Raw genomic sequence first — 24,028 nt, 5'->3', positions numbered from 1 at the left:
CCTATTTTACTGTTACCTGTTTTTGTCATCTGACCGCTAAAGAGGGGTGGACCCTATCTTTTAAAAGATTCCGGTTTGTATTAACTAAATGAGAATTTGTTATCTCTCTTTTTGAATGTGTACCCCCTTAAAGTCGAACTTAATCTAAAGAAGTAGAATTATACTGATATTTAGGTCCGGCTCACAGAAATACAGTATCCATCCAGTTTTACTGGTTAGAAATTGTCGGTCAAACTAATTGTAATATAATCTTTGCCCTAGTTTTCAATGGTTGGCATTATAGGGGCCTTAAACCATCTGCTCTTCAGTTACGCGCATAATCCACATCTTATCATTATAGGCGTCATTTAGCTTCGAATAATAGGATATCAATGCATTGGTCCAAGAGTCGTGTTTTTTAAGGTATACGTACCTATAATTGTTCTTTGGATTGATAAAATAGCTTGCGCTTAACCCATAGGAATTTAATAATTTTACAAATCTATTGGCATTCTTTGGGTTTGCAAAAACATTGGCGATGAGGTAATACCCAGAATCAGCCCCTTCAATAACATACGTTTTGGGGTCGGGGTCATTAGCTGTTACATTATCCTTGGCGACTACATTCTTGCTTAGGACATTGGTATCATATTTTGAGGCCTTTTGCTTAAGCTTGTTAACGTTTGTGGCATAGGCTTCGTTAGTATAGCTGTTGTCAACATTCATAATCCACGTAGCCCCTTGATACATTCCATTAAGATTGGAATTATGGGCAGCCTCTGCCTCTTCGAAGGAGTCGAACCTTTTTAAGTACACATATTTAAGACCGTTATTGGGATTATCAATATAGTTCGCATCGATACCCTTATCGGTAAGCGCGTTTAGAAACTTATCCATATACTGCCCTCCTTTGTATACGTTCGCTACCACATAATAACCATCGGTAACCCTAGGTAAATCCTTAAACCTTCTACTTTTAACTTTATCTTGCGGCACTTCTTTCTGTTCAGGGTTTACCGTATTCTGGCGCTTGGGTAAAGTAGTCGCCAAGGCATCTTTTTGCTGTGTGTTTTTCGCTAAATCGGCTTCTTGCTTAGTAGCTGAAGGTTGCTTTTTATAGGGTTCGGTAACCACTACCCTATCTTGTTCCTGCTCTTTTCTTGGATTAATCCCTTTATTCACACCCCAATCATTACTAGGATTACTAGAGGATGCAATATTATTTTGGGTAGTACTGTCCATAAAGAGGTCTCCAGCCTTCTTTTCAAGATCTGGCCGCTCGCCATTCGTTTCATTACGCACCATTCGCATTACCATTTCAAAACGTCGTTCCAAATCACTTTGACGGGCGCTCTCCAAAGAATCTTGACGGAACATCAGCTCTTCTATAATGGCATCGTTCTCTGCTAATTTTTGTTTCAGTTGCTCAATTTCCTCAAGTGTGGCAATATTTTTAGGTTCTATTTGATTATCCACTACATCATCTTCATAATCTTCTTCTAGCAAGACCCGATCTTCCGTTAGGTTGGGCGAAAAGGAATATGCAAAAGAGATTTCATGGGTAAGTCCGAAATTATCGAAATTGTTAGAAAGACCCTTTTCCATCGTATATCCTATGGAAATTCTTCGGTTCAAATTAAAACCTACCCCGGCAGCGGCACCATAAAAGCTATCGTAACCTCCTTGTACCCATCCGAGTTTAGGTAAGTCTAAAATAAGGCTACCGCCCAGAGTTACATCTTCCTCACCTACCTTCCGAACCCTTGCCAAGGGCATTAAACGACCTTCTTCTAAAATACCCGATTGATTTTCAAACTGATGGGTATATTGTAAATGTCCTGAAAATGTTTTGTCTTTAAAAGCAGTTAACGACTCACTGGTTTTAAGGTTGTAATCGAATAAATTTTCAGCAAAGATACCTACATCAAATTTTCCGTAAGAAAGGTTAAAAGCGGGTTGAAACGAAATCAACGTTTGGTCTTGTAGCCCTGCTAATACTGGATCAACCTCAACCGTCGATGCCCTCCCTTGATCAAAACCACTATTGTAATACGAAATATTGGCGCCAAAAGTAAAGTTGCTTTTATCGTTTAATTTTATACCATAGGCATAATTGGCCAATACACCAAAGTTACTTAATGTTCCCATACGTTGAGTATACAGACTAAGGCCCAATCCTGTTCTATCGCTAATACGACCACTATAGCTTAAAAAGTAGTTTTGATTGTTATCGTCGAACTGTACCGATTGATTTCTATGTAATAGGTTGATATATGATTTATCTTCCCGAACCGTTGAAAACGTAGGGTTAATTAAAAACCTGTTGTATTTTAAAAGGTTCTGTGCAGGAACGTCATAGGCAACAAACGGATTATCCTCTTGGGCACCGATCTTTAAGGCGGCAAATAAAAATAACAATAAGTATAAAACACTTTTTTTTAGCATGGTGAGCTTAACGTATTACTGTGATGGTGCCCTGTTTGAGCACCTCACTGGCGTTCCTTATCTTATAGTAGAACACCATATTTTGTTTTGTGAACGCAGTAGCAGACTGCGGCCAATTGTTTTTATAGTTTGATTCATTAATAATCTCCTGTCCTTGCTCGTTGTATATAATTACGCTAACATCGGCCTTATTTGAATACGTATTAGGAATTATCCATTGGTCATTAATACCGTCACCATTCACCGTGATTACATTAGGGACTTTAAAAGTATCCAAAAAAGAAACTTCCAATTGTTTTATGATTTCGCAATTATCTATGGATGCAATTAACGTATAACTGCCTTCTTCAGTTACAGTGAAACTGTCAGAATTACTTACTTCCAAATTATTGCCATCTAGCCATCTGTAGGCCGTTCCTCCACTAGCGGTTACGGTTTTGCTGCTTCCTTCTGGAATTACAATGTCCGCACCTGGATCAAGCGTTATTAAGTTTTCATCCAAAGGAGTTATAATAATTTCATTGGAAATTAAAGAACAGCCATCCCTATCTAAAACCAACCGGTATGTTCCAGGAGCTGATATGTTTAACTCCACATCCGTTGTATTTATCAAGGAACCATCCTTTTGCCATTCAAAATTCGAAGTGCTCAAATCCGTCGCAGTACTTAGTGTAATGGTTTCACCAGCACTGCAATAAACGGTTGCCGTGCTGTTAATGCTTACAGTTTCATTCGTCAATAACCGAACAGTCAATGTATTCGATGTTTCTTTATAACTTTCTAATGTTGCATTTAATGTATAGTTTCCATTCTCTGTGTTTGACGCAAGACTAATATTTTTAGTAGAGGCGCCAGATACATCTGCACCGTCTTTTTGCCATTGATAGGAGAATGCATCAATCAATGCGGTAGTGACATCCGTTTTAGCACCATCAGAATCGATGGCATTGATCGTTTGAACAGCCAAAGTGGTACTGGTAGATTCACATGAGGTATACATCTCTTTGTAAGCAACCGTCATTTCAAATGAAGCTGGTGATACCACATTAATGGTTTCAGAATTCTTTGAAGTAATCCCACAGGCCCCGCCCGTTTGTGATACTTCAGCAAAATATTGTCCCTCTTGGGAAACCTCAACAGAACTTTTCGATTCTCCGGCGATTTCAACACCATTTCTAAACCACTTATAACTTGGGGTATTAGCTGTTGTAGAAACAGATAAGGCCTGCGTTTGCAATGGCAAAAGTACCAAATTAGTTTCACCGTCCACAGTAACTGTATAATTCTCAGCATTGGTTATCGCAATAGCGACGGACCGTTCGTTACATATTCCATTGCCTGAAATTTCTATCGCATAATCTCCTTCAAATCCAGCATTTGCAGCATTCACGGTATAGGAAGTTCCAATAGCGCCTAGTATCGGTTCGCCATTCTTGAACCACTGATAATTCCACGCCGCATCAGTTTTATTTATTGTCAGCGTTTCTGAATCCGTAGTACAAAGTGCCGTTTTGGTTGGTGTTACGACAGCAATTCCGTTTCCGGATGCACCAATGGTAACGTCCACGATATTAGAGTCCGTATTTCCCGAACCAGTACATATGGCGCCATAATCTACATAAGCGCTATACATTCCTGATTGGGTAACATAAAGCGTATGCCCTTTCTCCCCGACTAGTTCAGTACCACTACGGTACCAAATATACTGATAGGTTTCAGGGTTCTGAATGTTATCTACCTGTAATGTTATAGGACCCGTACTACATACCGAACCTGGTGGAACTCCATCTGCCAGTTCACTAATATTAAGATTCTTAGTGATATCCATATAATACATGTTATATGCGCCTGATAATGCCCCTACCTTTGCAGGATTGGTGCTTCGTAGCCGCATCTTATAACCCGGGCCACGAGTATCTGTAGGTATAGAGAAACTTACATCAAAATCATGATTAGAGTTTTTATCGGTTATTGTGCTTAAAGTTACCGGACTTGAAAAACTTCCACTAGCATTTGAAAGCTCTAAAATGAATTCATTACCAGTATTTACAGTTCCTACCCAGGAAACATTAACGAAATATTCGTTAAATCCATCATTGCCGGCACAAATTGCCGTCCACGGAGTATTATCCTCTCCAAAGTTTGGATTACCCGCAGGCTTTGGGGCATTGATCATTATTGCCTGTGCAGATAATGGAATCACACAGAAAAGCATAAAAAATGTAGCAAAAATGGAACTTTTTGTAAAGGTTTTCATAAGTATTTGTAGTTATGGGGGCCACTACGGTAGAACTAAGGGTTTAAAAAAAATTATAAACCATCAATTCATAGACAAATATGTCATTATAAACGACGAAATGGAATTTATTGTTGCAGGAGGGAACATTTCTGTTGTGAAACGCATTTAATATAAGGTGTGTCCATTTTAAACCGTGCAATTACTGCAATTTTGCTACTTTTGTAGACTGAAATAAAACGACATGAGCGAGACATCAAAGTCTTTGAATTTTATTGAGCAAATTATCGAGGAAGACTTAGAAAATGGCTATTCAAAAGAGGAACTCCGTTTTCGTTTCCCGCCTGAGCCCAATGGCTATCTTCATATTGGGCATGCTAGTTCAATCTGTTTAAATTTTGGTTTAGGACTGAGGTATGATGCCCCCGTAAACCTTAGGTTTGATGATACCAACCCAGCCAAAGAGGAACAAGAGTTCGTAGATGCCATTAAACAAGATGTAGAATGGCTAGGGTTCAAATGGGATACCGAACGGTATGCGTCGGATTATTTCCAACAGCTTTACGATTGGGCTGTACAGCTTATCAAGGATGGGAAAGCTTATGTTGATAATCAATCATCAGAAGAAATGGCCATTCAAAAAGGTACCCCTACCGTACCAGGAATAGATAGTCCGAACAGAAAAAGATCCATTGAAGAAAATTTAACTCTTTTCGAAAAAATGAAAAGTGGTGAGTTCGGCGAAGGCACCCATGTACTTCGTGCTAAAATTGATATGGCCTCCTCAAATATGTTGATGCGAGACCCGATAATGTACAGGATTCTCCATAAAACACATCATAGAACAAATACCGATTGGTGTATTTACCCCATGTACGACTGGACCCATGGAGAAAGCGACTATATAGAACAAGTTTCCCACTCTTTTTGTACGCTAGAATTTGCAATGCACAGGGAGTTGTACAATTGGTTTTTAGACCAAGTATATGACGATAAAAAAGTGCGTCCTAAACAACGGGAGTTCGCCAGAAGAAATTTGAGCCATACCGTAGTAAGCAAACGAAAATTATTACAATTGGTAGAACAGGGTTATGTAACCGGGTGGGACGACCCCAGGATGCCTACCATTTCCGGATTACGCAGAAGAGGCTACACTCCTGACTCTATTCGTAATTTTGTGGAAACCATTGGAATTGCTAAACGAGACAATCTCATTGATGTTTCGTTATTGGAATTTAACATTCGCGAGCACCTCAACAAAATCACCCATAGGGTAATGGGGGTATTGAATCCTCTTAAATTGGTTATTACAAATTATCCTGACGGACAAACGGAATGGCTAGAGGCCGAAAATTCACCGGAAGATGAATCGGCAGGATCAAGAGAAATTCCGTTTTCAAAAGAATTGTACATAGAACAAGAAGATTTTAAAGAAGAGGCGAATAAAAAATTCTTCCGTTTAAAATTAGGTGGTGAAGTACGATTGAAAAACGGCTATATCATTAAAGCTGAAAGCTGTACAAAAGATACCGAAGGGAATATTGTAGAGGTTCAGTGTACCTATGACCCAAAAAGTAAAAGTGGTAGCGGTACCGAAGAGAGTCTGCGTCGCGTAAAGGGTACACTACATTGGGTGTCCATCGCACATGCAGTTGCCGCAGAAATCCGTTTGTACGACCGATTGTTTACTGACGAGAGTCCGGATACCCATAAGGATAAAGATTTCTTGGATTTTATTAACCCAAATTCTCTCGAGGTGATTACCGGCTATGTAGAACCCGGACTCAAAGATGCGAAACCGGGAGAGCAATTTCAATTTCAGCGCATGGGTTATTTTTGTGTCGATAAGGAATCTACAGAAGAAAAATTGATTTTTAACAGAACGGTAGGCTTACGTGATTCTTGGGCTAAGATTCAAGAAAATAATTAAATTTTTCATTTTGAAAGGCCGATCGATCTTTCTTATAGATTTCAACAACAAAATTACTTTTACCAATAGAAAAAGGCTCGTAGCAAACATTCCTACGAGCCTTTTTTCGTTTGAGGTACCCATTAATATACTAAGGATACAAAAATCCAATTATATCAGCGGTATGAACAAATTAGTCCTTCGGTTTAGTTTTGTTCGTTTTTTTCATGCTTTCACCGATCATATTGCTTGCTGTAAAGCTCGCGACCATATTATTCAACATATCACTACCCGCTTGCGGAGAATTAGGTAATAAAATCAAATTAGTGTTGGTTTCTTCTCCAATACTTTGCAAAGTGTCATAATGTTGCGTAACTACAATAAGCGCAGAAGCTTCTTGAGAATTGATACCAACTTTATTAAGCACTTCTACCGATTCTTCCAGACCTCTAGCTATTTCCCTACGTTGATCAGCGATTCCCTGTCCTTGTAAGCGTTTGCTTTCCGCCTCGGCCTTCGCTTTTTCTACAATCAATATCCTTGCGGCATCCCCCTCGAACTGAGCGGCCGTTTTCTGACGTTCTGAAGCATTTATACGGTTCATAGCTTCCTTTACCTGAGCGTCAGGGTCTATGTCCGTCACCAAGGTCTTGATGATGTCGTACCCATAATCTAACATGGCATCCTGCAATTCTGCTTTGACCGCTATGGCGATATCATCCTTTTTAACGAAAACATCGTCAAGTTTCATTTTTGGCACTTCGGCACGTACCACATCAAAAACATAGGAAGTAATCTGTTCGTGCGGATATTCTAACTTGTAAAAAGCGTCATACACTTTTTCTTTTATAACCACATATTGAACCGATACCTTCAATTTTACAAAAACATCATCTTTGGTTTTGGTTTCAATAATAACATCTAATTGCTGTATTTTAAGCCCGATACGGGCCGCTATTCGTTGAACGAACGGAATTTTAAACTGTAACCCAGAATTTCGAACGCTGGTAAACCTACCAAAGGTTTCAATTAATACAGCGGTTTGTTGTTTTACTATAAAAACCCCCGAGAGAATAGTGATGATGACAAAAAATATTATCGGAATCCAAATAAACGTGCCCATAAAAAGTCGATTTAATAGTTATTGATTGAAGATACAAAGTGTTTTACAATTAGCGTTGAAATTATACTATTTGTTACACCAACAAAATATTTAATTTTAAACGGCTCAACCGCCCTTTCTAAAAATCACCTTATGATAGATGCCATCATTCCAAAACTTCCCATGCGCAATAAAGCCATAACGAAAGCCTATTATTTAAAAAATTTAGGATTTGTAGAATTTGGAAGAACCGACGTTGATTACTACCTAATGCTGGAAAGAAACAAACTGCAGCTCCATTTCTTTGAATTCAAAGATTTGAACCCGTTTGAAAATTACGGACAGGTTTATCTTAGAACAACCGCTATTGAAAAATTATACCAAGCATTACTACATAAAAATGTTCCCATTCATCCTAACGGAAAATTGGAATCGAAACCTTGGGGACAAAAGGAATTTTCCTTACTGGATCCAGACCATAATCTTTTAACTTTTGGCCAGCCAATTTAATTAACCTAAAAAAAGGCGCCCGAAAATGGACGCCTTTTAAATGCGGGGTTAAGTTTATGTTCACTTCTTCACATCATAACGGTCCAAATCCATCACTTTGGCCCAAGCTTTTACGAAATCGCGTACAAACTTTTTGCTGGCATCATTGGTTCCATAAACCTCGGCCATGGCACGTAGCTCAGAATTGGAACCAAAAATGAGGTCTACCCTAGAACCCAACCATTTTCTGTCTCCTGTTTTACGATCCGTACCTTCAAATAAGGTGTCATCTTCAGAAATAGATTTCCAAGTAGTGCCCATATTCAATAAGTTCACAAAGAAATCATTGGTAAGAACACCTGGTTTATCGGTAAATACTCCACGCTTCGAACCGTCGTAGTTGGTGTTCAACACTCTAAGACCTCCGACCAAAACCGTCATTTCAGCCGGCGTCAAGGTCAATAGGTTAGCCCTATCCACCAATAGCTCCTCTTCCTTAATGGAATACTTTTTACTACTGTAATTACGGAAACCGTCTGCACGAGGTTCTAAAGCTTCAAACGCTTCTACATCAGTCATTTCTTGGGTAGCATCGGTTCGACCTGGTGTAAACGGTACGTGTATTTCATGACCAGCAGCCTTAGCCGCTTTTTCAACACCAGCAGCACCTGCAAGCACGACCAAATCAGCGAAGGAAACCTTTTTCCCTTCAGGTTGTCCATCGTTAAACTCTTTTTGAATACGCTCCAAGGTATCTACAACTTTCGCCAATTCCTCTGGTTTGTTCACTTTCCAATCCTTTTGAGGCGCTAAACGGATGCGGCCTCCATTGGCGCCTCCACGTTTGTCAGAATCCCTGAAAGTAGAAGCGGAAGCCCATGCAGTCGATACCAATTCTGAAACAGAAAGTCCGGAAGCCAATATATTTTCCTTCAATGCAGTTACATCGCCGTCATTGATCAATTCATGGTCTACAGCCGGAACTGGATCTTGCCATAATAATTCCTCTTGAGGAACTTCTGATCCTAAGTAGCGGGAAACAGGTCCCATATCGCGGTGCGTCAACTTAAACCATGCTCTTGCGTAAGCATCGGCAAACTCCTCTGGATTTTCCAAAAAGTGTCTTGATATTTTTTCATAATCTGGATCCATACGTAAGGAAAGATCCGTCACCAACATGAACGGTTGGTGAGTCTTGCCTTCAACATGTGCATCTGGAACGGTTCCAGCACCAGCATCGCCAACTGGCTTATATTGCCAAGCGCCTGCCGGACTTTTGGTCAATTCCCACTCGAAACCGAACAAATTCTTAAAATAATTGTGGCTCCAATTGATTGGCGTCTGACTCCAAGCGCCTTCCAACCCACTGGTAATCGTATCTTTCCCAACGCCCGTGCCAAAATTATTTTTCCATCCTAAACCTTGCATTTCAATACCTGCACCTGCCGGTTCTGGTTCAAGATTATCTGCATCGCTTGCTGCACCGTGTGTTTTACCAAACGTATGCCCCCCTGCAATCAACGCCACTGTTTCATAATCGTTCATTGCCATTCGGCCAAACGTCTCTCGGATGTAGTGAGCGGCCTCAACTGGGTCTGGATTCCCGTTATGACCTTCTGGGTTTACATAAATCAATCCCATGTGTGCAGCGCCTAATGGATTTTCCAATTCGCCCACACCGTCTTCATATCGCTTCTTACTCCCTAACCATTCGCTTTCAGAACCCCAATAAATGTCCTCTTCTGGTTGCCAAATATCTTCACGACCTCCTGCAAAGCCGAACATGGGTAAGCCCATAGTCTCGTGGGCCACATTACCTGTCAAAATCATTAAATCTGCCCATGAAATCTTATTACCGTACTTCTGTTTAATGGGCCACAATAACAAACGTGCCTTATCCAAGTTGGCGTTGTCGGGCCAACTATTCAAGGGTGCGAAACGCTGATTTCCTGAACCCGATCCACCACGACCATCTGCAATACGATATGTACCCGCACTATGCCAAGCCATTCGTATAAAAAATGGACCATAATGACCATAATCCGCTGGCCACCAATCTTGGCTTTCCGTCATTAAATCGGCTATATCCTTTTTAACCGCAGCCAAATCCAATGATTTGAATTCTTCTGCATAGTTAAAGTCATCATCCATAGGGTCTGCTTTTTTAGAATGCAGTCTTAGGATATTTATGTTCAACATATTCGGCCACCAATCCCTATTGGTCATTCCACCGCCTGCTGCTTGTGTTAATCCTCCGTTTAAAAAGGGGCAATCTGCGGGGCTTCCACTATTCGCTTCCCAAGCACCGCCTTTTCCGTTGTTTTCACTCATGATCGTATAATTTTTAGTGTTGATTCTACTTCTTAAAGTAAATTTATCAATATTTTATTTATTAAAATTTAATTTTTAATAGATAAAAACTATGATTCATTTTTAAAGCTAATTGATGCACCTATTCTTTAAAAATAACCCTTGTTTTTTAGGGTTTCTGTAATAATCGTCAACCCTGTTGCTTCTTCTATTATAAAATTCCCTTTCTAGGACAGAACGACCGGCTTTATTAATAAATTAGACCAATAACCAATACTCAACCCATGCGGAACTTGTTCTCCTCTAAACGTATATTTATTTTGCTTAATTCGATTGGCTCTTGGCCTAAACCATTTTTTTTAACTTTTCAACGATCGGCATTTTTAATCTTTATTACCATTACACTTTTTGATGTCAATGCACAACAGATTCCCTCACCTGAATCGGTGATTGGTTTTGAAGTCGGATCTGATTTTCATTTGGCCACCTATCAACAATCCATTAGCTATTTCAAAAAATTAGCGGAAGCAAGTGATTTGGTAGAAATGCGGTACGCCGGCAAAACATCGGAAGGAAGGGAATGGAATTATGTCTTAATTTCTTCTCCTGATAATCTTAAAAAGATTGAACACTACAAATCAATTTCGCAACAATTGGCCCATCCAAAAGGGCTCGCCAAAGAAGCGGCAAAGCAACTTGCGGCAGAAGGGAAAGCCATAGTAGATTTAAGCGGAGGATTACACGCCTCTGAAGTCGCAGGCGCGCAACATATCATAACCTTAGCCCATGAAATAGTTACTAAAGCCAACGACCAAAAATTCAAAGCTATTTTAGACAATGTAATTTTGGTTTTATGGCCATCCTTAAATCCGGATGGCCAAGATATTATCGCAAATTGGTACATGGGCAATGTGGGCACACCTTATGAAACGGCACCGACCCCTTGGTTGTATCAAAAATATGTAGGGCATGATAACAATCGTGATGCCTATATGCTCAACCAATTGGAATCTAGGATAGTGGGGCGAACTTGGCGCGAATGGGAGCCAAGCATTATTCATGTTCACCATCAATCTTCGCCATTCCCAACCCGTATATGGCTACCTCCTTTTGCTGAACCTATAGCGCCACAAACTCCACCGTTGGTTGCGCGTGAGGTGAATATGATCGGCATGGCCATGGCGCAGGAATTGGAGACCGAAGGATTACCAGGGGCTGTTCATATGGGAAAGGGGTTTGATGCGTGGTATCCTGGCTATATTGATTATTTGCCGGCAATGCAGAACATACCTTCATTTTGGACAGAGACCGCACTGTATCGCTATGCCACGCCCTATTTCTACACCCTCCGAGATTTTCCAAAAGACAAAGCCGATCTACGTGTAGAGTCTCTTTATTCAAGTCCATGGAAAGGGGGATGGTGGCGCTTAAAAGATGCCATGCAATATATGCAAACCGCTTCGATATCCGTATTGGACTATGCCGCAAAATATAAGGAAACCTTGCTTTTCAATAAATACCAATCGGGCATTAGCATCATTGAAAAATATAAAAACGAACCTCCCTATGCCTATTTTATCAAACAAAAACAACGTGATCCCGTTCGCCCCGTCGAACTACTAAGAAGGCTTGCTTTTAATGGAATCAGCATATCTCAGTTGGAAAAAGATTTAATTTTTGAAGGAACCCAATATCCTAAGGGAACGTGGGTAATTCCTATGGCGCAAGAATTTGGGGAATTGGTAAGGCAAGTGCTGGACGTGCAAGAATACCCTGATTTAAGGGAATCGCCCGATGGACCTTTGGAGCAGCCTTATGATGCAGCTGGTTGGACCTTGCCTTATCAAATGGAAGTTGAAGTTATTGCGGCCATGTCCCCATTGAGTACAGAAGTGGCCCATGCTTTAACTCCTGTAAAAGGAAAAGTCCTAGAACCAGAAGATACTCTGGAAACCGATTACAGTAAGTTCGATTTTGTTCCTGGTGCCGGGTTTAATACAAATGAAGTTGCGGCAGGAATAGTGCCATTGCCGGGCACCTTAAAAGGTAGTGGCGGAACCTTATTATTAAATCCGGAGGAAAACAACACATTTAGGGTACTAGGGGAGGCCATGACCAAAGGTTTAACCTTGACCTATGATTCCAAAAAACAATCCTACGGTATTAAAAACGCAGGTCGTTCCCAAATACAGCAATGGGTAAAAGAGTATGCCGTGAACGGGGAATTGACCTCCAGTTCTACTAAAACCAACGTAAATACACGAATTGCAATCTATGATCCCTGGACGGCAAGCATGGACATGGGCTGGACCAGATGGTTGTTGGACAACTTTGGAATTCCCCACACCATTATTAGAAACGCCGATGTGGTCAATGGAAATCTGAACGATCGTTTTGATGTCATTTTAATGGCTTCCGAAAGATCTGGGACCATAGAAAACGGATTTCAAAAAGGGACGGCACCACCCCAATATGCGGGTGGATTACACGGGCAGGGAACAAGAAACATTGAAACTTTCGTAACCGAAGGCGGCACCTTGGTCTGCCTGAATAAAAGCAGCACTTTCGCCATTGAAGCATTGCATCTTCCAGTTGAAAATGTTGTAGATGAAATAGATCGTAGTTTATTTTTTACGGGGGGCTCCATTTTAGAAGTGGAAAACAATCAACAGCATCCGGTAATGGCTGGAATGCCAAAAAAATCTGGCGTTTTTGTTTTTGATAGTCCGGTATTTAAAACAAATGAAGGTTTTGAAGGCGAGGTGTTAGCGCGTTATCAAGAAAAGGGTTCGCCATTACTTTCGGGTTATTTGGTCGGTGAAAGCTATTTAAACAATAATGCCGCAGCCTTGGATGTTGTTCATGGTAAAGGGCGGGTATTGCTTTTTGGTTTTCAACCGCAGTGGAGAGGCCAGCCCATGGGCACCTATAGAGCCTTATTTAATGCGCTGTTTTATGCCAATGATATCCCAAACGACCATATGGTTCTTGAAGAATGGTCTATGGTAAAAACTGAAGACGCAATGGAAATAGAGGAATAATCCTTTGAAAATAGCAAAAATGAAAATTCTTCCATTTATATTGGTTATTGGGTTGTTCCTATTTTCCTGCTCCCCAACAAAGAGCGTCGCTTTCCAAAAATCAATCCTACTACAACAGCTTAAAAACACACATACCAACCAAGATTGGTTCGTTCCCACAAGCCTTGCAATAAAAGGGTTGAACGGTAAACAGGCACAGTGGAAAGATAGTACAGACAACCATTCCATTTCACAATTGGTCGCACATCTCACGTTTTGGAATGAACGCGTTCTAATTGCCTATAAGGATGATAAGCTTCCTAATTTTGACGATGACAATGAGCTTACATTCCATAACGGAAGTGATTTGGAATGTATGGATTTAGTTCAAAAGCTGGACAGTGTACAAACCGAATGGGAAAATGCCATTCTAAAAAGCACTGATGAAAAATTACTGGAATGGAATTCGGAAATCTTAAATCTCGCTGCCCATACGGCTTATCATACCGGCCAAATCATCTACATTCGAAAGCGAAATAACTGGTGGCATTGATGATAGCACTTTTTAACAAAAACAAATCTGTCTCTCTTTTCGAATCTGCCTATCTTGCGCCGCTACATCAGGCTTTGATTTAATGATAATGAAATTCCAAAATGGGCAAAGACACTAAGAGACAAAGACAGGCCAAACTACTTCGCATCTTCAGAAAAATCCATAGAGCTACAGGTGCCGCTCTATTTATATTTTTCTTTTTCATATCAATTTCTGGCCTTCTTTTAGGTTGGAAAAAACATAGTGGTGGTATTATCTTGTCAAAATCTTATAAAGGTACTTCGTCAAATTTAAAAGATTGGTTGCCTGTGGATAGTTTACAGACTCTAGCCAACACGTATTTATTGGATCGTATTTCTCCTGAGCTTTCCACTGAGATTGACCGTATTGACATCCGCAAAGAAAAAGGAATGGTCAAATTTATTTATGCCGATCATTTGTGGGGCCTTCAATTAGATGGTACCACGGGAAAGCTACTGCATGTGGAACGTAGGTATTCTGACCTTATTGAAAACATTCACGATGGTTCTATTCTAGACGATTACTTAGGAACCAGTGACAAACAGATAAAAGTGTTTTACACTTCGGTCATGGGCGTTGCCCTTTTGGTCTTCACCGTTACAGGTTTTTGGCTTTGGTACGGACCAAAACGCATGCGAAGAAATTCCAAAACCCCTTAAAAATTAGCTTTAGCTTTGAGGTCCGTAATTGGTACGGACCAAAAAGACATTCTTATGCCCAAACCTTCCCCTGAAAAGAAATTAGAAAAACCAAGCGTACACCCACGTAACAGGCACAATGGCCGATATGATTTAAGGGAGCTTTATATGGCGAATCCTGAATTAAAACCTTTCGTCACTAAAAATAAATATGGTAATCTATCCATAGATTTTTTTAATCCGGCAGCCGTGAAAGCACTTAATAAAGGCCTGTTGCTTTCCCATTATGACATAGAATATTGGGATATTCCTGAGGGCTATCTTTGTCCGCCCATACCCGGTCGTGCAGATTATATACATCACATTGCCGATATTTTAGCGGAAAGTAATCACGGTAACATTCCCAAAGGATCACAAATTAAGTGTTTGGATATTGGGGTAGGTGCCAATTGTGTATACCCGATTATTGGCAACAGCACCTTTGATTGGTCATTCGTTGGTTCTGACATTGATGAAAAAGCCATAACCAATGCTCAAAAGATCTGCGCATCCAACCCTGCTTTGAAAGACAAGGTTGAATTAAGGTTACAATCCAATATGGAACGTATCTTTCCCGGAATATTAGCTGCTGACGAGTTTTTTGATCTAACGATTTGCAATCCGCCTTTCCATGCCACGCAAGCGGAAGCAGAGGCTGGAACGCTCCGAAAACTCACCAATCTGAAGAAAAAAAGAGTTAAAAATCCGCAATTGAATTTTGGTGGAAAAGGAGGGGAGTTGTGGACCGATGGCGGGGAGAAGCGCTTTATCTTAAATATGATCAATGAAAGTGCGCAGTTCCCCAAAAACTGTGCCTGGTATTCCACTTTGGTATCCAAACAATCCAACTTGAAAACCTTTTACGACCGTTTGGAGAAAATAGGTGCGGTAACCCACAAAACGGTGATGATGGGGCAAGGCAATAAATTGAGTAGGATTGTAGCGTGGACCTTTTTGAACAAGCAAGAAATGGAAGAATGGGCAGAGAAACGATGGAATAATCTTGACAAATAATTAAATCAAAACGATTATCGGACCTGAAAAGAATGCTGAAGTGGATGTCAAACCTAATTAAGGGCAGGTTTTTCGTATTTATTTTAAATTGGGATTGAAAAATCGTCCTTTTAAAATTTGCTTAAACTAATCTTTAATGGTTTTGGAGCTATTGCCCGATACTGAAATTAAAAATAGGAATATATGACATTGGTGGATTGGATAGGGACTTTGGGCGTTTTTCAAATTTTATTGGCCTACATATTGAACGTTACCGGTAAAACCGAGACTAACGCACTTCTATTCTTAATTTTGAACCTAATTGGCGCTTCCATGGCCTGTGCCGCCTCCCTTATGCTAGATTATTTGCCTTTTGTGATCCTAGAAGGGGTTTGGGCCATGGTTTCCTTAGTAACGCTCTTAAAACGCTTTTTATGAGTGGAGAAACTGATTTGAGCGTACTGCTTATAAACATGAAACCTGTTCTTCATGCAGGTTCCTATGTTTTTGTGACCCTATCCGCTAATCACGACGTGCCCAAGATGGATATTGTAATGGAGTTTAGGGAAGAAGAAGGTGTTACACTTATTTTAAATAAAGAAACTGCAGACGAACTAGGATTGCATTATGCATTTGAGTCCGCATGGATTACGCTAAAAATCCATTCGTCATTAGCCGCTGTTGGACTTACTGCTGCCGTTTCGGCCAAACTCACGCAACACGAAATCAGCTGCAACATCGTTGCGGCTTTTTAACATGACCACTTGTTCGTTACAGCGGAAGATACGAAAAAGGCACTTCATGCTTTAGCGGAACTTTCCTCAGAACAACTTTAAACACTATTGCTTGGTGGCCAAGAATATCCGTTTAGCCCAAACGCTCCAGCGCAGTTCGTATTCTGGCGATACTTTCTTCTTTACCGATCATGGCCATAATATCAAAAATGTGGGGTCCTTTCATTTCGCCCACCAGAAAGAGCCGTAAAGGGGGCATGACTTTACCAAAGGAAAGTGCTTTATCCGCAATCCAGGCCTTTACCTGGGTCTCTGTATTCTCTGAGGAAAAATCGGAAATCCCTTCGATAACCGCTATCAAATCGGTCATGATGTCAGCGGTATCTTCTCTCCATTGTTTTTTTGCCGCCTTTTCCTCGTAGGCTAGGGGAGCCTGAAAAAAGTAATCGCTCAATTCCCAAAAATCGGAAACGAAAACCGCCCTTTCCTTGATGAGGGAAACGACCTTGGTTACATAATCCAAATCTGCCTTTTCCGTATTTCCCGTTTTCTCCTTCACGATAGGTAAGAAGCTAATGGCCAGCTCGGCATCGGGAGTTTCCTGAAGATAATGTTGGTTATACCATTTGGTTTTTTCTGGGTCGAAACGTGCGCCGGATTTGTTGACACGCTCTAGACTAAAGGCTTTAACTAATTCATCCAACGTAAATAATTCTTGCTCTGTACCAGGATTCCATCCCAACATGGCCAAGAAATTAACGACTGCTTCCGGAAAATATCCGGCTTCACGGTATCCTTCAGATTCGTTCCACGACAGTGGGAATACGGGAAATCCCATTTTTTCTCCGTCTCGCTTACTTAATTTACCCTTTCCGACCGGTTTCATAATAAGGGGCAAGTGTGCAAACTCAGGTGCTTCCCATCCAAAGGCATCATACAATTGTTGGTGTAGGGCCAAAGAAGGTAACCATTCCTCCCCACGAATCACATGGGTGATTTCCATCAAGTGGTCGTCTACGATATTGGCCAGGTGATAGGTAGGCATTCCGTCACTTTTAAACAAAACCTTATCATCAAGAACATTGGTGTCAATTTCCATATTTCCCCGTATGATGTCCGTCAACTGTAATTTTTCATCCGGTGGGGTTAGAAATCGTACCACATAATCATCCCCATTGGCCAATCGTTTTTCAACTTCTTCCGGCAATAGGGAGAGTGAGTTGTCCAATTTTAACCGATTATGCCAATTGTAAATAAAGGTTTTACCCTTTTCTTCGTGGTCTTTTCGGTGAAAATCCAACCGCTCAGAAGTATCGAACGCATAATAGGCCATCCCATTTTCAATCAGTTCTTCAGCATATTTTTTGTACAAGGATTTTCGTTCGCTCTGTCTATAGGGACCATACCCTCCATCTTTACCTATGCCTTCGTCAAAAGGAATTCCGCACCAATTTAAAGCATCGATGATATATTGCTCCGCGCCCTCAACATACCTATTTTGGTCGGTATCCTCTATGCGAAGAAGAAAATCGCCTCCATGTTTTTTTGCGAACAAATAGTTGAACAGTGCGGTGCGAACACCACCAATGTGTAAAGGTCCCGTAGGACTAGGAGCAAAACGAACACGAACTTTTTTTGACATATACTTTTTTTGAGGGTACAAAGATACACATCCCGCTGTTTTTTAGCCCTTAGAGAATCTATTAATACCGACTCGGTTTCGGCATAGGAAACTTTGTTTTAACAAATTTTTCCAAACAATCCTAAATGATAACCGTTATCTTGGTATAAAAAAGCGCTAAGTGCAAGAGTATAACCACATTCTAGAACGGCTAAATCAATTTATTCAAAAGCATTATTCCCAAGTATTGTTAAAAGGCGTGTTGCTTTTTTTTTCTTTCGGACTACTTTTTTTCATCCTTATTCTAGGGGTCGAGTATTTTCTTTGGTTAAACACGACCGGCCGTATGATACTGTTCGGTATTTTCATGATAATGGAGCTTTATCTACTATTCAGATACATACTAACCCCTCTTTTCTATCTGTCTAAACTTAAGAAAGGTATAGGCCCCAAAGATGCCGCTTATATAATCGGAAAACATTTTCCTGAAGTGGGGGACAAGTTGACCAACCTTTTGGATTTAGCCGAGAACAAACAACAATCAGAACTACTATTAGCCAGTATTTCACAAAGATCTAAGCAACTTAACCAAGTACCCTTTTCAAAAGCTATTACTTATAAAGAAGCTATAGGCTATTCGAAATATGCATTGATTCCTCTTTTGATATTGGGAGTGCTTTATATTTCTGGAAACTGGAATTCCTTTTTTGGCACCTATGAGCGGGTGATACATTACGAAATGGCCTATGAAAAACCCGCTCCTTTTCAGTTCGAATTATTGACGCCGAACTTAAATGTTTTAGAAGACGAATCATTTACTTTACAGGTGGCGACCAAAGGATCGGTAAAACCAGAAAATGTTTTTATTTATATTGATGGTAAGGAAATTCTATTGCAACAAGAAAATGGTTTTTACACTTATACCTTTTCACCCCCTATAAAATCAACCAATTTCAATTTTAGGGCCAACGAAGTAAGTTCTAGGAATTATAACCTAACCGCTTTGTCTACACCATCTATCGTTGATTTTACTATGGACTTGGTGTATCCTAGCTATTTGAAAAAAAATAATGAAACTATAAAAAGTACGGGCAATGCCCTATTGCCTGAAGGCACCAAAGTAACCTGGCATATTGAGGGGAAGAACACCGAAGAGATTAAACGTATATCAAAAGACACAATTTTAAAATTTTCAAAAGAAAAAGAGTCATTTCATTTAAGTGATCACATTTATACTGATTTAAATTATCAATTAACTACGACTAATAAAAACGTTACCGATTACGAGAAACTGGCTTATAATTTTAAAGTTGTTAAAGATGCATATCCAACCATTAAAGTCACTCAAGTCTTAGATTCCCTTAACCCGAACATTTCATACTACACCGGTAATGCAACAGACGATTATGGGTTGGCAAAAATAAACATGACCTATTTTGAGGAGGGTAATGAAAATGAAGCCAAAACAGTTTCCCTAACAAAACCCGAAACGAACTATGCTCAATTCTATTACACCTTTCCTTCTGGTTTAGAGCTCGACAGCGGTAAAAACTATGCTTTCTACTTTGAAGTTGTAGATAATGATGCCATACATAAAGGTAAATCAGCAAAAAGTCAAGTATTTCATCAAGTTCTTTTAGATGAAAATCAACTCAAAAACAAAGAATTAGAATCACAGCAATCCTTAATAAAAGATTTAGATAAATCATTGGAAAGAGCTAAGGAACAAAAGGAAACTCTTGAAGAGCTTAACCAAAACCAAAAGGAAAAAAAGAGTCTTAATTTTAACGACCAAAATCAAATAAAGGATTTTCTGAAAAAACAGGAACGTCAGGAAGAATTGATGCAAAAGTTCAGTAAGGATTTAAAAGAAAATCTAGATAAGGGCAATAAAGATGACAAATTAAACCAATTGTTACAAGAACGTTTAGAGCGTCAAGAGCTTGAAGCAAGAAAAAATGAAAAACTTTTGGAAGAGCTAAATAAAGTAGCCGATAAAATCAATAAAGAAGAACTCACTAAAAAACTTGAAGAACTGGGCAAAAAGCAACAAAATAGTGAACGTAGCCTAGAACAATTACTAGAATTGACCAAACGGTATTATGTTGCCGAAAAAGCTTCGCAACTAGCTCGAGATTTACTTAAATTATCAGAAAAACAAGAGATTTTATCCCGATTAAAAATAGGTGAAGATTTTTCAGAAAAGGAACAACAAATTTTAAACGAAGATTTTGAAGAGCTTTCTCACGAATTGGAAAACCTAAAAAAAGATAATGGCAAATTGAAAAAACCAATGGACATACCGTTGGATAAGGGTAAGGAGCAAGAGGTAAAGAACGACCAAATAGATGCGCTCGACGAGATAAAAAAACACAGTGGAAGTGAATCAGCATCAGAGCGTGATAAAATGGAAAAATCTCAAGAGAATGCCTCTAAAAAACAACAGTCCGCTGCTCAAAAGATGAAAGAGATAAGTGAGCAACTTGGTAAATCTGCTTCAAGTGGAGAAAGTGGTTCTTCTGAGGCAGAAGATGCTGAAATGTTACGTCAAATCTTGGACAACCTCATTATTTTCTCTTTCAAACAAGAATCACTTTATGATAAGCTTAGCGCTCAAGAAAGTGAAGATGCCGCCCAATATTCAGAAACGGTGAGAGACCAAAAAGAACTTAGGGGTTTGTTCGAGCATGTAGACGATAGTCTTTTTGCATTATCGCTTAGACAAGCAGAACTGTCTGAGTTTGTAAACGAACAAATCACCGAAGTCTACTATAATATTGACAAGTCTTTGGAAACGATGGCCGACGGTCAAACCTTTCAGGGTATATCACACCAAAAATATGTACTAACAGCGGCCAATAGTTTAGCGGATTTTCTTGCAGAAGTAATGGATAATATGCAAGAAAGCATGCAAATGGGAAAAGGATCAGGGCAAAGTCAAGGGGGTTTTCAATTGCCTGATATCATAAAAGGACAGCAACAATTGGGTGAAAAAATGGGAGAACAGGGAGAATCCGGAAGTGAAAGTCAAGGGGGTCAACAAGGTAAAGAGGGAGAACAAGGTTCGGAAGGGAATAATGGTGAAAGTGGTGAACAAGGGTCAAAAGGTCAAAACGGGCAGAATGGCCAAGGCGGTAAAAATGGAACTCAAGGAGAAAAGGGCACAAATGGTAGTGGACAAGAAGGTTCCGGTGGTGGCAATGGTCAGGGGCAGGGCGGCATGAGCGAATCAGAGCTTAACGAGATTTATGAAATATATCAGGAACAGCAAAAAATCAGGCAAGAGTTAGAAAAGCAATTAGAAAACATGATCAATGCCAGTGATCAAAAATTAGGGGAAAAATTAGTGCGACAAATGGAGGATTTTGAAAACGACCTTTTAGAAAATGGAATCACCCAACGCACAATGAACAAGGCGAACACCATTCATTACGAACTATTGAAGTTGGAAAACGCTGCTCTTAAACAAGGAAAAAAGTCTGAGCGAGAAAGTAATCGTGCCACCAAAGACTTTTCCAACCCTATAATTACTAAGCCCTCACAATTAGATAATTATCGAAATGAAGTCGAGATTTTAAATCGCCAAGCATTACCTTTGCGCCAAAATTTTCAAAACAAGGTTAAAGCGTATTTTAAAGGGAATGATTAACTACAATTATCTTATGGATTTCAAATTAGACAAGGAAGATGTTTATGATGTATGGCTTAAAGAAACCTGCAAGACAGAAGGATTTTCTATAAATGAATTGAATTATATATTCTGTGATGATGATTACATTTTAAAAATTAATCAAGACTACCTACAACATGATTATTTTACCGATATTATCACTTTTGACTATGTGTTAGGAACTCAACTTTCTGGAGACCTATACATCTCGATTGATCGCATAAAAGAAAATGCGAAAGAATTCAGTGTTACTTTTGAAAATGAATTAAAGCGCGTAATGGTTCATGGTGTTTTACATCTTATGGGCTATTCGGACAAAACGGATACAGCAACAACCGAAATGCGAGCTAAAGAAGAAGAAAAAATAAAACTGTTCCACGTGGAACAATAGAAAATATGTTTGGAGAAGAATACGATGTAATAGTAGTGGGTGGTGGACATGCCGGTGCTGAGGCAGCGGCGGCGGCAGCAAATCTAGGTTCAAAAACCCTTTTGGTAACAATGAATTTGCAAAACATTGGTCAAATGTCATGCAACCCTGCGATGGGAGGAATTGCCAAGGGACAAATTGTGAGGGAGATTGATGCCTTGGGTGGTTATAGCGGAATTGTATCCGATAAATCTGCCATTCAATTTAAAATGCTGAACAAATCCAAAGGGCCAGCGATGTGGAGTCCGCGTACCCAAAATGACAGAATGCGCTTTGCGGAAGAATGGCGCTTAATGCTCGAGCGAACACCTAATGTAGATTTTTATCAAGAAATGGTTTCTGGCTTAATAGTCGAAAACAATAAAATTGCTGGAGTCAAAACCTCATTAGGAATAAAAATCCGTTCTAAAGCCGTCGTCCTAACCAATGGAACGTTTCTAAATGGACTAATTCATATTGGTGAAAAACAAATTGGCGGGGGTAGAGCAGGGGAAAAAGCAGCAACAGGAATTACCGAACAATTGGTGAGTTTAGGTTTTGAAAGCGGTCGAATGAAAACCGGAACGCCACCAAGGGTTGATGGAAGATCCTTAGATTATTCTAAAATGATTGTTCAACCCGGAGATTCTATACCAGAAAAATTTTCCTATTCCCCGACCTTAGCTTTAAAAAAACAGCGCGATTGTTACATGACACACACCAGTGCTCTAGTTCATGATTTATTACGAGAAGGTTTTGACCGTTCACCAATGTTCAATGGTCGTATAAAAAGTATTGGCCCAAGATATTGCCCGTCTATAGAAGATAAAATAAATAGGTTCGCAGACAAAGACAGTCATCAAATGTTTATAGAACCAGAAGGATGGGAAACAGTTGAGGTTTACGTAAATGGTTTCTCAACTTCATTACCCGAAGATGTTCAATTCAAAGCACTTCGTTCAGTGGTGGGCTTTGAGAAAGTTAAATTCTTTAGACCAGGCTATGCTATCGAATACGACTACTTTCCACCCACACAATTAAAACATACCCTTGAAACCAAACTAGTAGATAATCTATACTTCGCGGGTCAAATAAATGGAACGACTGGTTATGAAGAAGCGGCCTCTCAGGGGCTAATGGCGGGCATAAATGCTCACTTAAAGTTAAAAGAAAAAGATGCTTTTATCTTAAAAAGAGACGAAGCGTACATAGGTGTTCTTATAGATGACCTAATAACCAAAGGAACAGAAGAACCTTATAGAATGTTTACTTCAAGAGCAGAATATCGCACTTTATTACGTCAGGATAATGCTGATTTACGTCTTACGCCAATGAGTCATGAAATAGGTCTAGCTACAGAGGATAGAATGAAACGCATGGAAGTAAAGTTAAAAAAATCGGAATCCCTCGTCAACTTTTTCAAAGAAACCAGTGTGCTACCCGAAGATATAAATCCTATCTTAGAAAGCGTAGATTCTGCATTAGTCAAACAATCCGACAAAATGTACAAGGCTTTCTCTCGCCCAAACGTGACCATGGATCACATGCTCCAACTTGAAAGTGTGGCACATTATATTAATGAGCATGACTTAAATCGAGAAGTACTTGAGCAAGCAGAAGTTCAAATTAAATACTCCGGATATATTGCCAAAGAAAAGGTCAATGCAGATAAACTTAATCGTTTAGAAGCTGTTAAAATCCCCAAAGGATTTGACTATAAGAAATTGAAATCCCTTTCTTTTGAAGCACGTGAAAAACTTACAAAAATACAACCTATAACTATCTCTCAAGCTTCTAGGATAAGTGGAGTAACTCCAAGCGACATAAGTGTTCTTTTGGTTTATCTCGGTAGATAATTTT

General features: G+C 39.7%; 16 protein-coding genes. 11 read left to right on the top strand and 5 right to left on the bottom strand.

The window, feature by feature from the left end:
* Positions 1-288: 288 nt before the first annotated feature.
* Positions 289-2,424: a type IX secretion system membrane protein PorP/SprF gene (locus ACNR9Q_RS03430; protein WP_419213210.1), complete on the bottom strand. Its 2,136-nt coding sequence runs from the start codon at positions 2,422-2,424 to the stop codon at positions 289-291.
* Between the two features lie 7 nt (positions 2,425-2,431).
* A complete protein-coding gene (locus tag ACNR9Q_RS03425) occupies positions 2,432-4,681 on the bottom strand; it encodes a gliding motility-associated C-terminal domain-containing protein (RefSeq protein WP_419213209.1) in 2,250 nt (749 codons plus the stop codon).
* 223 nt (positions 4,682-4,904) lie between these two features.
* On the opposite strand from ACNR9Q_RS03425, the gene ACNR9Q_RS03420 reads away from it, so the two are divergent.
* Positions 4,905-6,590: a glutamine--tRNA ligase/YqeY domain fusion protein gene (locus ACNR9Q_RS03420; protein ID WP_419213208.1), complete on the top strand. Its 1,686-nt coding sequence runs from the start codon at positions 4,905-4,907 to the stop codon at positions 6,588-6,590.
* Between the two features lie 172 nt (positions 6,591-6,762).
* On the opposite strand, the gene ACNR9Q_RS03415 is transcribed toward ACNR9Q_RS03420, so the two are convergent.
* Positions 6,763-7,692: an SPFH domain-containing protein gene (locus ACNR9Q_RS03415; protein ID WP_419213207.1), complete on the bottom strand. Its 930-nt coding sequence runs from the start codon at positions 7,690-7,692 to the stop codon at positions 6,763-6,765.
* 132 nt (positions 7,693-7,824) lie between these two features.
* Between ACNR9Q_RS03415 and ACNR9Q_RS03410 the strand changes: the two genes are divergently transcribed.
* The gene (locus tag ACNR9Q_RS03410) at positions 7,825-8,181 is read left to right on the top strand and encodes a bleomycin resistance protein (protein WP_419213206.1); all 357 of its coding nucleotides are present in this window, start codon (positions 7,825-7,827) and stop codon (positions 8,179-8,181) included.
* Between the two features lie 60 nt (positions 8,182-8,241).
* Here the strand turns inward: ACNR9Q_RS03410 and katG are convergent, their stop codons facing one another.
* Positions 8,242-10,491 carry a catalase/peroxidase HPI gene (gene katG / locus ACNR9Q_RS03405; RefSeq protein ID WP_419213205.1) on the bottom strand — a complete coding sequence of 750 codons (2,250 nt, stop codon included), beginning with the start codon at positions 10,489-10,491 and terminating at the stop codon, positions 8,242-8,244.
* A 299-nt stretch (positions 10,492-10,790) separates the two neighbouring features.
* On the opposite strand from katG, the gene ACNR9Q_RS03400 reads away from it, so the two are divergent.
* From ACNR9Q_RS03400 to ACNR9Q_RS03375, 6 genes are all read left to right on the top strand, one after another.
* On the top strand, positions 10,791-13,511 hold the full coding sequence (locus ACNR9Q_RS03400) for a M14 family zinc carboxypeptidase (RefSeq protein WP_419213204.1): 2,721 nt from the start codon (positions 10,791-10,793) through the stop codon (positions 13,509-13,511).
* A gap of 19 nt (positions 13,512-13,530) precedes the next feature.
* Positions 13,531-14,043 (top strand): DinB family protein, encoded by a 513-nt coding sequence (locus ACNR9Q_RS03395; RefSeq protein ID WP_419213203.1) that lies wholly within the window; start codon positions 13,531-13,533, stop codon positions 14,041-14,043.
* Positions 14,044-14,144: 101 nt separating this feature from the next.
* On the top strand, positions 14,145-14,723 hold the full coding sequence (locus ACNR9Q_RS03390) for a PepSY domain-containing protein (RefSeq protein ID WP_419213202.1): 579 nt from the start codon (positions 14,145-14,147) through the stop codon (positions 14,721-14,723).
* A gap of 54 nt (positions 14,724-14,777) precedes the next feature.
* The gene (gene rlmF, locus ACNR9Q_RS03385) at positions 14,778-15,755 is read left to right on the top strand and encodes a 23S rRNA (adenine(1618)-N(6))-methyltransferase RlmF (protein ID WP_419213201.1); all 978 of its coding nucleotides are present in this window, start codon (positions 14,778-14,780) and stop codon (positions 15,753-15,755) included.
* Between the two features lie 183 nt (positions 15,756-15,938).
* Positions 15,939-16,172: a CBU_0592 family membrane protein gene (locus ACNR9Q_RS03380; protein WP_419213200.1), complete on the top strand. Its 234-nt coding sequence runs from the start codon at positions 15,939-15,941 to the stop codon at positions 16,170-16,172.
* On the top strand, positions 16,169-16,489 hold the full coding sequence (locus tag ACNR9Q_RS03375; RefSeq protein WP_419213199.1) for an ACT domain-containing protein: 321 nt from the start codon (positions 16,169-16,171) through the stop codon (positions 16,487-16,489). The genes ACNR9Q_RS03380 and ACNR9Q_RS03375 overlap by 4 nt, the downstream gene beginning before the upstream one ends.
* Positions 16,490-16,601: 112 nt before the next feature.
* Here ACNR9Q_RS03375 and gltX read toward each other — a convergent pair whose 3' ends face one another.
* The gene (gene gltX / locus ACNR9Q_RS03370; RefSeq protein WP_419213198.1) at positions 16,602-18,110 is read right to left on the bottom strand and encodes a glutamate--tRNA ligase; all 1,509 of its coding nucleotides are present in this window, start codon (positions 18,108-18,110) and stop codon (positions 16,602-16,604) included.
* Positions 18,111-18,270: 160 nt separating this feature from the next.
* Between gltX and ACNR9Q_RS03365 the strand changes: the two genes are divergently transcribed.
* The 3 genes from ACNR9Q_RS03365 to mnmG are packed head-to-tail and all read left to right on the top strand — an operon-like array spanning position 18,271 to position 24,024.
* The gene (locus ACNR9Q_RS03365; protein WP_419213197.1) at positions 18,271-21,738 is read left to right on the top strand and encodes a hypothetical protein; all 3,468 of its coding nucleotides are present in this window, start codon (positions 18,271-18,273) and stop codon (positions 21,736-21,738) included.
* Positions 21,731-22,150 carry an rRNA maturation RNase YbeY gene (ybeY, locus tag ACNR9Q_RS03360; protein ID WP_419213196.1) on the top strand — a complete coding sequence of 140 codons (420 nt, stop codon included), beginning with the start codon at positions 21,731-21,733 and terminating at the stop codon, positions 22,148-22,150. Before ACNR9Q_RS03365 ends, ybeY begins: the two co-directional genes overlap by 8 nt.
* A gap of 5 nt (positions 22,151-22,155) precedes the next feature.
* Entirely contained in the window at positions 22,156-24,024 is a 1,869-nt protein-coding gene (gene mnmG / locus ACNR9Q_RS03355) for a tRNA uridine-5-carboxymethylaminomethyl(34) synthesis enzyme MnmG (RefSeq protein ID WP_419213195.1), read from the top strand.
* Positions 24,025-24,028 lie beyond the last annotated feature (4 nt).

The organism is Maribacter sp. X9 (assembly GCF_048537565.1).
In the GTDB taxonomy this organism is placed as follows: Bacteria; Bacteroidota; Bacteroidia; order Flavobacteriales; family Flavobacteriaceae; genus Maribacter.
This window is presented reverse-complemented; position numbering and strand designations above follow the sequence as displayed.